11 protein-coding genes are annotated in these 14547 nt (G+C 71.3%); 6 read left to right on the forward strand and 5 right to left on the reverse strand.

Features of this window, described 5'->3' with window-relative positions:
• Positions 1–101: 101 nt before the first annotated feature.
• The 6 genes from AC4D2E_RS04510 to metG all read left to right on the forward strand — a co-directional run bounded on the left by AC4D2E_RS04510 (position 102) and on the right by metG (position 7893).
• On the forward strand, positions 102–1982 hold the full coding sequence (locus tag AC4D2E_RS04510) for an acetolactate synthase large subunit (protein ID WP_104165531.1): 1881 nt from the start codon (positions 102–104) through the stop codon (positions 1980–1982).
• A gap of 2 nt (positions 1983–1984) precedes the next feature.
• Complete coding sequence (ilvN, locus tag AC4D2E_RS04515; protein WP_104165529.1) at positions 1985–2497, forward strand: acetolactate synthase small subunit; 513 nt, start codon at positions 1985–1987, stop codon at positions 2495–2497.
• A 53-nt stretch (positions 2498–2550) separates the two neighbouring features.
• Positions 2551–3576, forward strand: coding sequence for a ketol-acid reductoisomerase (gene ilvC, locus AC4D2E_RS04520; protein WP_104165528.1), 1026 nt, complete (start codon positions 2551–2553; stop codon positions 3574–3576).
• 137 nt (positions 3577–3713) lie between these two features.
• The gene (serA, locus tag AC4D2E_RS04525) at positions 3714–5303 is read left to right on the forward strand and encodes a phosphoglycerate dehydrogenase (RefSeq protein ID WP_490909557.1); all 1590 of its coding nucleotides are present in this window, start codon (positions 3714–3716) and stop codon (positions 5301–5303) included.
• 26 nt (positions 5304–5329) lie between these two features.
• A complete protein-coding gene (locus AC4D2E_RS04530) occupies positions 5330–6259 on the forward strand; it encodes an acetamidase/formamidase family protein (RefSeq protein ID WP_490951785.1) in 930 nt (309 codons plus the stop codon).
• Between the two features lie 59 nt (positions 6260–6318).
• Positions 6319–7893, forward strand: coding sequence for a methionine--tRNA ligase (metG, locus tag AC4D2E_RS04535; RefSeq protein WP_104165522.1), 1575 nt, complete (start codon positions 6319–6321; stop codon positions 7891–7893).
• Between the two features lie 18 nt (positions 7894–7911).
• Here the strand turns inward: metG and AC4D2E_RS04540 are convergent, their stop codons facing one another.
• The 5 genes from AC4D2E_RS04540 to AC4D2E_RS04560 all read right to left on the reverse strand — a co-directional run bounded on the left by AC4D2E_RS04540 (position 7912) and on the right by AC4D2E_RS04560 (position 14514).
• Positions 7912–8451: a hypothetical protein gene (locus tag AC4D2E_RS04540; protein ID WP_490951786.1), complete on the reverse strand. Its 540-nt coding sequence runs from the start codon at positions 8449–8451 to the stop codon at positions 7912–7914.
• Positions 8452–8481: 30 nt separating this feature from the next.
• Positions 8482–10200 carry a sensor histidine kinase gene (locus AC4D2E_RS04545; RefSeq protein WP_490951787.1) on the reverse strand — a complete coding sequence of 573 codons (1719 nt, stop codon included), beginning with the start codon at positions 10198–10200 and terminating at the stop codon, positions 8482–8484.
• 61 nt (positions 10201–10261) lie between these two features.
• Positions 10262–12838: an ABC transporter permease gene (locus AC4D2E_RS04550; protein ID WP_490951788.1), complete on the reverse strand. Its 2577-nt coding sequence runs from the start codon at positions 12836–12838 to the stop codon at positions 10262–10264.
• Position 12839: 1 nt separating this feature from the next.
• Positions 12840–13616, reverse strand: coding sequence for an ABC transporter ATP-binding protein (locus tag AC4D2E_RS04555; RefSeq protein WP_490951789.1), 777 nt, complete (start codon positions 13614–13616; stop codon positions 12840–12842).
• Positions 13617–13764: 148 nt separating this feature from the next.
• Positions 13765–14514 (reverse strand): response regulator, encoded by a 750-nt coding sequence (locus tag AC4D2E_RS04560; protein WP_490951790.1) that lies wholly within the window; start codon positions 14512–14514, stop codon positions 13765–13767.
• Positions 14515–14547 lie beyond the last annotated feature (33 nt).

Raw genomic sequence — 14547 nt, forward strand, 5'->3', positions numbered from 1 at the left:
AGGGGTTTTTTTGTTGACACAACCCGTCAATACAGAAGAGTGCGCGGAAGCCCGCAGTCACAGCTGCAGCAGTGCAGCGAACGTTCCAAAGGAAGTCTGAGATGTCCAAGGGATCGCCCATCAGCCCAGCGCTGTTGGCAGCAAGGCCAGCACCTCCCGCAGCACCCGCGCGCGAGTCGGCGCCCGTCGCTCCGGCGAGCTCCGTCCGCGGCCCCAACCGGGTCGTGGCCCCCACCGAGATGCTCGGATCGGCGGCGATCGTCCGCTCCCTCGAGGAACTCGGCGTCGACGACGTCTTCGGCCTTCCCGGCGGAGCCATCCTCCCCACCTACGATCCCCTCCTGGCGTCCACGAAGCTCCGGCACATCCTCGTCCGGCACGAGCAGGGAGCCGGCCACGCGGCCCAGGGCTACGCCATGGTCACCGGCCGTCCCGGCGTGTGCATCGCGACCTCGGGACCGGGTGCCACCAATCTCGTGACCGCCATCGCGGACGCGCACATGGACTCCGTCCCCATGGTGGCCATCACCGGCCAGGTCTCGAGCGCGTTCATCGGCTCCGACGCCTTCCAGGAGGCGGACATCGTCGGCATCACCATGCCGATCACCAAGCACTCCTACCTCGTCACCAACGCCCAGGACATCCCCCGCGTGCTCGCCGAGGCGTTCCACATCGCCACCACCGGCCGCCCGGGCCCGGTGCTCGTGGACATCGCCAAGGACGCCCAGCAGTCGTCGATGACCTTCTCCTGGCCGCCCCGGATCGACATCCCCGGCTACCGGCCCGTGCTGCGCGGACACGCCAAGCAGGTCCGTGAGGCCGCACGGCTGATCAGCGGATCGCAGCGTCCCGTCTTCTACGTGGGCGGTGGCGTGGTCAAGGGGCACGCCTCCCAGGAACTGCGGGAGCTCGCCGAGCTCGTCGGCGCGCCCGTGGTCACCACCCTCATGGCCCGCGGCGTCTTCCCCGACTCCCATCAGCAGCACGTCGGCATGCCGGGCATGCACGGCTCGGTCTCGGCCGTCACCGCGCTCCAGCAGGCGGACCTGCTGATCACGCTCGGTGCGCGGTTCGACGACCGCGTGACCGGCGTGCTCGCGAGCTTCGCGCCGCACGCGAAGGTGATCCACGCCGACATCGACCCGGCCGAGATCTCCAAGAACCGCGCGGCCGACGTGCCGATCGTCGGCTCGGTGAAGGAGATCATCCCCGAACTGACCGCCGCCGTCCGCGAGTCCTTCGCGGCGCAGGAGCGTCCGGACATCTCCGCCTGGTGGAGGACCATCGACCACCTCCGCGAGACCTACCCGGTGGGCTTCACCCGGCCCGACGACGGCCTGTCGGCCCCGCAGCAGGTCATCAAGCGCATCGGCGAGCTGACCGGACCCGAGGGCGTCTTCGTCTCCGGCGTCGGCCAGCACCAGATGTGGGCCGCACAGTTCATCCAGTACGAGCGCCCGCACGCCTGGCTCAACTCCGGCGGCCTCGGCACCATGGGCTACTCCGTCCCGGCCGCCATGGGCGCCAAGGTGGGCAATCCGGATCGCGTGGTCTGGGCCATCGACGGCGACGGCTGCTTCCAGATGACCAACCAGGAGCTGGCCACCTGCGTCATCAACAACATCCCCATCAAGGTCGCGGTCATCAACAACTCCTCGCTCGGCATGGTCCGGCAGTGGCAGACCCTCTTCTACGAGGGCCGCTACTCCAACACCGACCTCAACACGGGCCATGACACCGTCCGCGTGCCGGACTTCGTGAAGCTCGCCGACGCGTACGGCTGCGTGGGCCTGCGGTGCGAGCGGGACGAGGACATCGACGCCACCATCGAGCAGGCGCTGGCGATCAACGACCGCCCCGTCGTCATCGACTTCGTGGTCAGCCGCGACTCCATGGTGTGGCCGATGGTGCCCTCGGGCGTCAGCAACGACCTCATCCAGATCGCCCGCAACATGACCCCGACCTGGGAACAGGAGGACTGACCATGGCACGCCATACCCTGTCCGTGCTCGTCGAGGACGTCCCCGGCGTCCTGACCCGCGTCGCCAGCCTGTTCGCGCGGCGCGCGTTCAACATCAACTCCCTCGCCGTCGGACCGACCGAGGTCGCGGGCATGTCCCGCATCACCGTTGTGGTGGAAGCCGAGGGCGATCTCCTCGAGCAGGTCACCAAGCAGCTGAACAAGCTCATCAACGTCATCAAGATCGTCGAGCTGACCACCGAGCAGTCCGTGCAGCGCGACCACGTCCTGATCAAGGTCAGGGCCGACGCCGCCACGCGCCTCCAGGTGACCCAGGCCGCGGACCTGTTCCGCGCGTCCGTCGTCGACGTGGCGATCGACTCGCTGATCATCGAGGCGACGGGCACGGCCGAGAAGCTCGCGGCGCTCCTGTCCGTCCTCGAGCCGTTCGGTATCCGCGAGATCGTGCAGTCGGGCACGCTCGCGATCGGCCGGGGCGCCAAGTCGATGAGCGACCGCGCGCTGCGCAGCGCCTGACCCCCGACCCACCAGACCTTTCCAGCAGCATCCACCCCAAGGAGAAAACACCCGTGACCGAGATGTTCTATGACGACGATGCAGATCTTTCGATCATCCAGGGCCGCACCGTGGCCGTCATCGGCTACGGCAGCCAGGGCCACGCCCACGCGTTGAGCCTGCGGGACTCCGGCGTCGATGTGCGCGTCGGACTGAAGGAGGGCTCGGCGTCGCGTGCGAAGGCCGAGGCCGAGGGCCTGCGGGTGCTCTCCGTGGCCGAGGCGACCGCGGAGGCGGACCTCATCATGGTCCTCACCCCGGACCAGGTGCAGCGGCACGTGTACAAGGACGAGATCGCGCCGAACCTGCAGGCCGGCGACGCCCTGTTCTTCGGGCACGGCTTCAACATCCGCTACGGCTACATCCAGCCGCCGGCAGACGTCGACGTCGCCCTCGTGGCACCCAAGGGCCCCGGGCACATCGTCCGCCGCGAGTTCGAGGCCGGCCGCGGCGTCCCCGACCTCATCGCGGTCGAGCAGGATGCCTCGGGCAAGGCCCGCGACCTGGCGCTGTCCTACGCGAAGGCGATCGGCGGCACCCGCGCGGGCGTCATCGAGACCACGTTCACCGAGGAGACCGAGACGGACCTCTTCGGCGAGCAGGCCGTGCTCTGCGGTGGCGCTTCGCAGCTCATCCAGTACGGGTTCGAGACGCTGACCGAGGCCGGCTACAAGCCGGAGGTCGCGTACTTCGAGGTGCTGCACGAGCTCAAGCTCATCGTCGACCTCATGGTCGAGGGCGGCATCGCCAAGCAGCGCTGGAGCGTCTCCGACACCGCCGAGTACGGCGACTACGTCTCCGGGCCCCGCGTCATCACGCCCGAGGTGAAGGAGAACATGAAGGCCGTCCTCGCGGACATCCAGAACGGTGCCTTCGCCAAGCGGTTCATCGACGACCAGGACGCCGGTGCGCCCGAGTTCACCGCACTCCGCAAGAAGGGCGAGGACCACCCGATCGAGAGCACGGGCCGGGAGCTCCGCAAGCTCTTCTCGTGGATCAAGACGAACGACGACTACACCGAGGGCTCCGTAGCGCGCTAGCGCCGCCCGCCCCCGTCCCGGCAGGACACGTGTTCGATGCTCAGCGACGAGCAGGTGTCCTGCCGGACCTGTGTCCGCCTCCGAGCACGGTCCGTCCCGCCCCGTCCGCACTCCCGCCCACCCCGAAGGAACCCCCAGTGACCAAGCCCGTCGTCCTCCTCGCCGAAGAACTCTCGCCCGCCACCGTCGACGCGCTGGGCCCCGACTTCGAGATCCGCAGCACCGACGGCGCCGACCGCTCCCAGCTGCTCGGCGCGCTGGCCGACGTCGACGCCGTCCTCGTCCGCTCGGCCACCCGCATGGACGAGGAAGCCATCCGGGCCGCGCCGAAGCTGAAGGTCATCGCCCGCGCGGGGGTGGGCCTGGACAACGTGGACATCAAGGCCGCCACGCAGGCCGGCGTCATGGTCGTGAACGCCCCGACGTCGAACATCATCTCCGCCGCCGAACTGACCGTCGGCCACATCCTCAGCCTCGCGCGGAACATCCCGCAGGCCAGCGCGGCACTCAAGGCGGGGGAGTGGAAGCGCTCGAAGTACTCGGGCACGGAACTTTACGAGAAGAACATCGGCATCATCGGCCTCGGCCGGATCGGGGCCCTCGTCGCGGCCCGCCTGCAGGGCTTCGGCACGCAGATCCTCGCCTACGACCCCTACGTGACCTCGGCCCGGGCCGCCCAGCTCGGGGTGCGCCTCGTGTCCCTCGAGGAACTGCTCCGCGAGTCCGACTTCGTCACCATCCACATGCCCAAGACCCCCGAGACCGTCGGGATGCTCGGCGCCGACGCCTTCGCGCTCATGAAGGACACCGCCTACGTCGTCAACGTGGCCCGGGGCGGGCTGGTCGACGAGGAGGCCCTCCACACCGCGCTGGAGCAGGGGCGGATCGCCGGCGCCGGCGTCGACGTCTTCGTCCGGGAGCCCAGCACCGACCTCCCCTTCTTCGCGCACGACAGCGTCGTGGTGACCCCCCACCTCGGGGCGTCGACGGAGGAGGCCCAGGAGAAGGCCGGGATCTCCGTGGCGAAATCGGTGCGGCTCGCCCTCGCGGGGGAGCTCGTGCCCGACGCCGTCAACGTGGCCGGCGGCGTGATTGATCCGGCCGTGCGGCCCGGCATCCCGCTCATGGAGAAGCTCGGCCGGATATTCACGGCCCTCACGCACGCCTCCCTGACGCAGATCGACATCGAGGTGGCGGGCGAGATCGCGTCCCTCGACGTCAAGGCCCTGGAACTGGCCGCCCTCAAGGGCGTCTTCACCGACGTCGTCTCCGAGCAGGTGTCCTACGTCAACGCGCCCATCCTGGCCGAGCAGCGCGGCATCACCTCGCGCCTGATCACCACGCCCGAGTCCGAGGAGTACCGCAACGTGCTCAGGCTCCGCGGGGCGCTGTCCGACGGCAGCCAGATCTCGGTGGCCGGGACGCTCACGGGACCGAAGCAGGTGGAGAAGCTCGTGGGCGTCAACGGCTACGACCTCGAGATCCCCATCAGCGAGCACCTCCTCGTGCTCCTCTACACCGACCGCCCCGGCGTGATCGGCGCCCTCGGCCGGCTCCTCGGCGAGCGGGACATCAACATCGCCGGCATGCAGGTGGCCCGGAACAAGGAGGGCGGCCAGGCGTTGTCCCTCCTCACCGTGGACAGCGCGGTGCCGCAGGACGTCCTGGACGCCATCCGGACCGAGATCGGTGCCACCGTGGCGCGGGAAGTGGACCTGCAGGACTGAGTGCCGGCACCCGCGAGAGGACGAGCATGCCCACCCACCATCTCCCGGCGACGCAGGCGACCGCCACGCAGGTCCTGTCGCGGGGCACCCCGCCCGTGCTGAGGATCGAACCCGGCGACCGCGTGGTCGTCGAGTCCCTCGACGCGTCCGGCCACCTCGAGCGGCAGGCCACGCCGGGGGCGGTGACGCCCTACCGCTTCCCGGACCGGCGCGGCCACGCCCTCACCGGGCCGATCGACGTCGCCGGGACCGTACCCGGCGACGTCCTCGCGGTGCGCTTCGACGCGCTGGAGCCCGCGGACTGGGGCTTCACGGTGGCCGGTCGGCGGGACGACGCCTTCGCGCGGAGCCTCGGCCTCGACGGGGCGGAGCCCGCGTGGCTGCTCTGGGACCTCGACCGGGTGGCCGGGACCGGCACCAACCAGCACGGGCACGTCGTCCGGCTGGCGCCCTTCCTCGGCGTGGTGGGGCTGCCGCCGGCGGAGCCGGGCGAGCACTCGACCACCCCGCCGCGCGCGGAGGGCGGCGGGAACATCGACTGCCGGGAACTCACGGCAGGATCCACGCTCTTCCTCCCGGTGACGGTGCCCGGCGCCCTTCTCCACCTCGGCGACGGGCACGCCGCCCAGGGCGACGGCGAGGTGGGCGGCACCGCCATCGAGTGCGGCATGACGACGACGGTCACCGTCGACGTCCTCCGCGACGCCCCCGTCCCCGGCATCCATGCGGTGACGGCGACCGCACGGATCACCTTCGGCTTCGACGCGGACCTCAACCGGGCGACGGCGGAGGCGCTCGGTGCCATGCTCACCTGGCTGCAGCACCTGCACGGGCTGGAACGGAAAGCCGCGCTGGCCCTGGCGAGTGCCGTCGTCGACCTCCGGGTCACGCAGATCGCGAACCAGACCTGGGGGGTCCACGCGGTGCTGGGGCTCGACGCCGTGGGGACCGCCTGAGGTGCTGACCTGCGCTGCACGCTTGGGCAAATGCGGTCCGCGCGGGGTAATTTCATAGGGTGACTCCCGCAGCCGACGAGAAGCCCTCGTTCTACATCACCACGGCCATCTCCTACCCCAACGGCGTGCCGCACATCGGCCACGCCTACGAGACGATCGCCGTGGACGCCATGGCCCGTTTCAAGCGCCTCGACGGCTACGACGTCATGTACCTGACGGGCACCGACGAGCACGGGCTGAAGATGCAGCAGTCCGCGGACAAGGAGGGCGTCCCGGTCCGGGAGCTCGCCACCCGTAATGCGCAGGCGTTCCGGGACATGAACGACGTCGTCGGCACCTCCTACGACCGCTTCATCCGCACCACGGACGAGGACCACTACGCCGCCGCGACCGAGATCTGGAAGCGGATGGAGGCCAACGGCGACATCTACCTCGACAAGTACGCCGGCTGGTACTCGGTGCGCGACGAATCGTTCTGGGGCGAGGACGAGACGGAGGTCCGCGAGGACGGCGTGCGGTATGCGACGGAGACCGACACCGAGGTCACCTGGACCGAGGAGGAGAGCTACTTCTTCCGGCTCTCGGCCTACCAGCAGAAGCTGCTGGACCTCTACGAGGCGCAGCCCGAGTTCGGTGCGCCCCAGTCCCGCTTCAACGAGGTCATCTCCTTCGTGCGCCGCGGCCTCGAGGACCTGTCCATCAGCCGCACCACCTTCGACTGGGGCGTCCCGGTGCCCGGCAACCCCCGGCACGTCATGTACGTCTGGGTGGACGCACTCACCAACTACCTGACCGGCATCGGCTTCCCCGATACCGCGTCCGAGCGCTTCCGGAAGTTCTGGCCCGCGGACGTCCACGTGATCGGCAAGGACATCTCCCGCTTCCACGCCATCTACTGGCCGGCCTTCCTGCTGTCCGCCGGGCTCGAGGTCCCCAAGCGCGTCATGATCCACGGGTTCCTGCACAACAAGGGCGTGAAGATGTCGAAGTCGCTCGGCAACACCGTGGCGCCGGCCGACTGGGTGGACCAGTACGGCCTGGACCAGGTGCGCTTCTTCCTCCTCCGCGAGGTGCCGTTCGGTGCGGACGGCTCCTACAGCCACGAGGCCGTGGTGGGGCGCATGAACTCCGACCTCGCCAACAACTTCGGGAACCTCGCGCAGCGGTCGCTGTCGATGGTCGCGAAGAACTGCGGGGGCGCCGTGCCGCAGCCGGGGGAGTTCGCCCCCGCCGACACGGCGATCCTCGACAGGGCACACGCACTGCTCGACACGAGCCGTGCCGCGTACGGGAAGCAGGAGTTCTCCCGCGCCCTCGAGGCCGTGTGGACCGTCCTCGGCGAGACGAACGCGTACTTCGCCGACCAGCAGCCGTGGGTGCTGCGGAAGACGGATCCGGAGCGCATGGCGACCGTGCTCTACGTGACGCTGGAGGTGCTCCGCGTGGTCGCCGTCCTCGCCCAGCCGGTCATGCCGACCAGCGCCGCGCGGATCCTCACGGCCCTCGGCCAGGGGGACGCGAGCGACGACGCCCGCCGGCTCTTCACCGCCCTGGACGAGCGGATCGAACCGGGGACGCCCCTCCCCGCGCCGACGCCGGTGTTCCCCAAGTACGAGGAGCCCGTCACGGCGTGACCGCCGGCCCCGAGGGGTCTACTGGAGCAGGAAGCGGGCCGGGGCGGTCTCCGTCATGACGCGGCCCACGGTGTCCTGCTGCTGCTTCGACGCGACCAGCAGGCGCTCGAGTTCTGTGCGGTCGAAGCCCTGGTGCCTGGGGCCGGCGGTCGCGTCCGGCGGCAGGGCGAGGAGTGTGGACCACAGCGCCTCCTTGCCCCTGAGCAGGGACTGGAGGGCCTCGAGTTCCAGCTGCGCCCCGGCGGTCGCCTTGCGGCGCAGGGGGTTCAGGGGATCGAACTCGGCGACCACGGACGCGACGTGCGCGAGGCCCATCTTGAGGCGGCTGGGACGGTGTCCCAGGCCCTTGATGAGTTTCTTCAGAAAGGTGCGCTCCTCGCTGATCTCCTTGCGCAACCGGGTGAACTCCGCCTCGTGCGGTGTGTTCGCCCAGGAGATCCGGGCCGCGTTGAACAGCCGGACGCCGTTCGTGGCGCCGGCGAGGTGGAGGTCCAGGTAGGGCAGGAGCGTTTCGGGGTCCAGCCGGCTTCCCGGGGTGCCGTTCGTGGCGCTCGTCATGGGTGTTCCTTCCATCGGATGATCAGCACCTCACCCTACGGCAGCGTGTTCCAGCAGCGGTAGCGTGATGGCGACGGCGGTCCCGACATCCAGGGTGGACTCGACCGTGATGCTCCCGCGGTGCGCCTCGAACGTCTTCTTGGCGACGGAGAGCCCGACGCCGGCCCCGGGCAGCGCCCGGTCCGCGTTGGCAGCCCGGTGGAACGAGTCGAAGAGGCGCGGCACGTCGTCCGCAGGGATCCCGATACCGGTGTCCCGCACGACGACGACCACGCGTCCGTGGTCCGGTTCGTGGGCCAGCCCGATCGAGACGGTGCCTCCCTCCCGCGTGAACTTGACGGCGTTGGACAGCACGATCGCCAGGGCCGCCGAGAGCTGTCCGCGGTCCCCGGACACCGTCACCGGATGATCCGGCAGCGTGCACTCGAGCACGACGCGGCCGGCGGAGGCCTGCAGGACGGCACGCGCGGCGAGCTCCGAGAGGAGGTGCACGAGGTCCACGGGTCCGTGCTCGGGCGCCTCGGATTCCCGGGAGGAGAGCGCGGAGATGTTCTCGATCAGGTCGCTGAGCTTGGCGGTGTTGCGCTCGACGGCCTGCAGCATGGTGCTCGCTTCCGGCGGCAGTTCCCCGCCGACGCCGTCGAGGATCATCTCGAGGTACCCGGCGATCGAGGCGAGCGGGGTGCGGAGTTCGTGGTTCACGGTCCCGACGAAGTCGCTCTTGGCCTGGTTGAGCGCCTGCAGCTTCCGGACCGCCTGCTGCTGACGCGAGATGAGCTGGGCCTGGATCAGTCCGTGCGCGAGATTCCCGAGCACGTGCTGGGTCAGGGCACCTTCCACCCCGGAGAAGGCCTGCGGCTGCTCCTCGCGCATGATCCACAGGAGGCCGAACGGTGTGTCTCCCTCGCCCAGTGCCGCCACGACGCCGTGCACGGTGCGTCGCCCGGCGTCGCCCTCCCGCAGCCACCCTGGGACCGGGACCTCTCCGGCGTCGGGCACGGCCCCGGGACCGGTGCTGAAGGTGCCGGTCGCGCTGTCCTCCCAGAGGGCCAGCGCAAGGGGGAGTGCGTCCTGCTCGTGCTCGCGCCGGGGTGCGGCCAGAGGCGTCCGCGTGCCCTCCGCGGGGTCGGTCCAGCTGCTGCCGTGGGCGGCGACGCGCTCGTCGTCGAAGACCTGCAGTGCCACGTGGTGTGCGCCGAGCGCGCGTCCCACGCCGGGAAGGAAGTGATCGATCATGGCCGCCGGGTCGTTCGTGGCGCGGATGCGGGCGGAGATGGCCCGCATGGCCTCCCGCAGCCGGGCGGCGGACGCCCGCTGCGCCCGGCGCCGACGTCGTCGTGCGATCGCCGCGTGGGCGCGGTGCAGCAGCTCGGCGGGGTGCACGGGAGGGAAGACGACGTCGGAGGCATATCTGCCGACGGCTCCCGGTATCTCCCCGGTCCAGCCCTCGGGGAGGAGGAGGATCACGGGCAGGCTCGCGAGCGCCGGGTGCCGGGTGAGGACGTCCGGCAGCGCGTCCGCATGGGCGAGGGCCGTGGGCAGGTCGACCAGCAGGAGGTCCGGGGCGGCCTCGAGGATCTCGTCGAGCACGGACGCCCCGGGGACGACGGTCCTCACCCGACACCCGCCCTCGGCGAGCACCCGGTGCACGGCCGCGCCGTCCTCGGCGGACGCGGAGGCGACGACGGCGAGCGCCCCGCCGCCGTTCCCTGCTGCTTCGTCCTGCCCCACGGTGTCCTCTCCGATCACGACTGCGTTGCTCCCAATATAGGTGGCACGGGAGCAGTCGGAGAGGACGGCGCGACGGGCGTCAGTCGGTTGCCAGCCCGGCGACCGGTGACAGGCGGGCCGCCCGGCGCGCCGGGAGCACGGAGGCCAGCAGGCCCGCCCCGACCGCCACCGCGAGGACCGCCGCGATCTGCCCGACCGGAACGGCGAGGCTGACGGGGGCCAGCCCGCCCAGGGCGGACTGCGCGCCGAGCCAGCCGTAGAGGATGCCCAGACCGGCCCCGAGCAGCGCCGCGACACCGGCCATGAGCACGGCCTCGACGGCGAGCATCCCACGCAGCTGGCCCCGGGTGAGGCCGAGCGCCCGCAGCAGCGAATTCTCCCGGCGTCTCTCCAGCACGGACAGGGAGAGCGTGTTGGCGACGCCGATCAGCGCGATGAGCACCGCGACGGCCAGCAGTGCCGTCACGATCAGGAGCAGGACGTCGATGACCTGGTTGTACGCCACCCGTTCCAGCGCCGCCCCCGTGACCTGGTACTCGGACACGCCCGTGGCATCCACGATCCGCGCCTGGATGTCCGTCACCGACTCCGCATCGGCGGCGTCGTCGAGTTTCAGCCAGTACGTCGTCCCCAGATGGTCCTCGAGGGTCGCCCCCGGCACCCGGTCCGCCGCGGGGTCCCCGGTCATGTCCAGGTAGGCGGAGAGGGCTCCGTCCGGGGTGCCGCCGAGGCGTTCCGCCGTGTCGGTGGTGATCAGGGGCTGGAAGTAGTCGGCGTCGACGGACGCGACGGGGAGCGTCGTGGGGCCGTCGCCCCCCTCGAGCGTCACGTCGGTGTGCGTCCACGTCTGGGGGGCGAGGACCACCCCGTCGGTCAGGGCGGCGCCCTCCGCGCGCAGGACGCCGGCGAGCTCCGCGGGGTCCACGGCGTAGACCACCTGCTCGCCGTCCTGCGTGCTCGTGAGCATCACGGGCGTGAGCTCGACGGCGGTCCGCACGCCGTCCACCTCCAGCAGCGTCGGTCCGTCGACGCGGGGTGGCTCGCCTCCTGGTGCATCGGTCGCCGCTGCGGTGCCGGGGACCGAGACCGCGAGGTCGACGGCGTAGTTCTCGGCCAGTTCCCGTTCCAGGGCCGTCCGGGAGCTCTGGGCGCCAGCCATCATCATGGTGACGAGGGTGACGCCGATCATCAGGGCCGCCGAGGACGCCGTCGTGCGGGCGGGGTTGCGCACCGCGTTCAGCGACGCGAGGGTGCCGGGCACGCCCAGCGGTCGGGCGATCCTGCCGACGGCGGCGACACAGCGGGGCACGAAGAAGGGTGCGAGGAGCATGACGCCGAGGAAGGAGGCGGCGCCGCCCGCGACGGCCGGGACGAGGGCGACGGACACCGCGCCCAGCAGCAGCAGGCCCCCGCCCACGAGGACGGCCACGAGGCCCGCGACCAGGCGGACCCGGCCGCTGCCGCTCCCGAGGACCGGCGGTTCCACCGGCCGGAGTGCGGCGAGGGGGGCCACGCGTGTGGCGGCCCGCGCCGGGACGAGCGCGGCCAGGAGGGTCATCAGCACGCCCACGGTGATACCGGTGACGACGGCGGACACCGGCACGGCGAGGACCGCGAAGGAGCCGTACTCGGTCTGCCGGGCCAGGGCCACGAGCGCGCCCATGACCCCCGCGGCCAGCAGCACGCCGAGCACCGAGGACACGGCGCCCACGATCGCGGCCTCGGCGAGGACCGAGGCGCGGACCTGACGCCGCTCGGCGCCGATGCAGCGCAGGAGGGCGAGTTCGCGGGTGCGCTGGGCCACCAGGACCGAGAAGGTGTTCGAGATGACGAGCCCGGCGACGAGGACGGCTACGGCCGCGAAGGCGAGCAGGACCCCGGTGAGCACGTCGCTGCCGTTCGAGAACTCGGCGACCTCCGCGACGGTCTGCTCCGCCGCCGTCCGGACCACCAGCGGGCCACGTTCGTCCGCGGGTGCGGCGGCGACGGCCGAGGAGGCAGCGGCGCGTACCCCGGCCGGATCGGCCCCGGGCGTCAGGGCGAGCTGCACGTTGCGGTACAGGGTCTCGCCGTCGTTCAGTTCCCGCACCACGGTCGGGGAGGCGAGGACCTGCACCGCGCCGGCGAGGGCGGGGTCCGTACTCGGCACCGTGAGACCGGTGACGGTCAGTGCGTTGCCCGGCGAGGTGGCGGGAGCGCCGGCGTCGAGCGCCACGGTGTCGCCGGGGACGACGTCGAGGCGGGCCGCCGAGTCCTCGTCCAGGGCCACGTGGCCGGGTTCCGACGGGTAGGACCCCGCGGTCATGATCGCGGTCTCGAGCCGCGAGGGGGCCGTCGTGGTCAGGACGGCGAGCGAGTCGTCGGAGCCCGTGCTGAGCTGACCGTAGGCGCGTTCGAGGCCGTGGACGGCGTCCACGCCGGGGAGGGCGGCGAGGTCGGCTGCCACCCCGGTGGGAACGGAGCCGCCGTCCTGCGCGGTCACCACGAGGTCGGCGCCGGCGTAGGAGGCACCGATGCTCTCCTGGAGGCTGGCTTTCGTCGTCGCGCCCACCATGAGGGTCGCGGAGAGGAACGCGACGCCGAGCATCACGGCGAGGCCGACGGCGAGGAAGCGCCGGGCATGGACCCGGACCTGGGCGAGGGCTACCTGCAGCACGTCAGCCCCCCAGCGCCGCGAGCGCGCCGAGAATGGCGTCGGGGGTGGACTGCTCGAGTTCGCCCACCAGTGCGCCGTCCTTCATGAGGACCACGCGGTCGGCGTAGGACGCCGCGACGGGGTCGTGCGTGACCATGATGATGCTCTGGCCCATCTCGGTGCAGCTCCGCCGGAGCAGGGACAGCACCTCGGCGCCCGTGGCCGAGTCGAGGTTGCCGGTGGGTTCGTCACCGAAGATGACATCTGGCCGGGTCAGCAGGGCGCGGGCGACGGCGACCCGCTGCTGCTGGCCACCGGAGAGCTCGTGCGGACGGTGGGTGAGGCGGTCACCGAGGCCCAGTGACGACGAGATCTGCTGCAGCCAGGCCGTGTCCACCGTGCCGCCGGCCAGCGCGACGGGCAGGGTGATGTTCTGCTCGGCGGTGAGGGTCGGAACGAGGTTGAAGGCCTGGAAGACGAAGCCGACGCGCTCGCGCCGGAGCCGCGTCAGGGCGGCGTCGGGGAGCCCGGTGATCTCGGTGCCCCCGATCCAGAGCCGGCCGGTGTCGATGCTGTCCAGTCCGGCCAGGCAGTGCATGAGGGTGGACTTGCCGGACCCGGACGGTCCCATGATGGCGGTGAAGTGTTCCGGCTCGAAGTCGAGGGTGACGTCGCGGAGGGCGTGGACAGCGGTCTCGCCCCGGCCGTAGCTCTTGGACACGGCGCGCGCGGCGACGGCGCCGGAGGGCGGCGTCGAGGAGCCCGGGATCGCCCCGGGGAGATTCGTCGATAAGGTCATGCTTCCACGCTAGGGACGCCGGCCGTCGGGCGGATCGCCGCCAGGTCGTGGATCGAGGGGCGGAGTCTCCTCCCGTGGGATGAGCCGGACGCGCACGGTCTCCACCCCCGGTCCGCACCCGGGCCAAGGCGGGGTGCGGACGTGCCGGTCACGGCCGGACGATGCCTGTCTCGTACGCCATGACGACGGCCTGCACCCGGTCCCGCGCCTCGAGCTTGGCCAGGATGTGTCCCACATGCGTCTTCACCGTCGCCTCCGAGAGGTAGAGCTTCGCGGCGATCTCCGGATTCGACAGGCCCTGGGCGATGAGCCCGAACACCTCGCGCTCGCGGACGGTGAGCCGCGCCACGGCCTCCGCGTGGGCGTGCTGCTCGGGGGAGGGCTGCCGCAGCAGCGGTGCCACGTGGTCGAGCAGCCGGCGCGTCGTCGAGGGTGCTATCACGGCGTCCCCGCGGTGCACCGTCCGGATCGCCTCGAGCAGTTCCTCCGGCGGTGCATCCTTCAGCAGGAACCCGCTGGCCCCGGCGTGGATCGCCGCCAGGGCGTACTCGTCGAGGTCGAAGGTCGTCAGCACCACGATGCGGGGGCCGGCCGCGGCACCCGCCGACGGGGTGCGGTCGGCGAGGATCCGCCGGGTGGCCTCGATGCCGTCCATGCCCGGCATCCGGACGTCCATCATGACGACGTCGGCGCGCGTGCTCGCGAGCGCCCTCACCGCGGCCTCGCCGTTCGCTGCCTCGCTCACCACCCGCAGGTCGGGCTGGGAGTTGATGAGCATGGCGAAGCCGCTGCGGACGAGGTGCTGGTCGTCGACGATCGCGACGCGGATCGGTGCGGCGGCGTCGGCCGTCCCTGCCGCGAGGCGGTCGCCGGCGGGGGTCTCGGTGATGCTGTCCATGCTCTGTGTCGTCTCCTCTGATCGCCGTGCTGG

Source organism: Arthrobacter sp. TJ-265 (assembly GCF_058269135.1).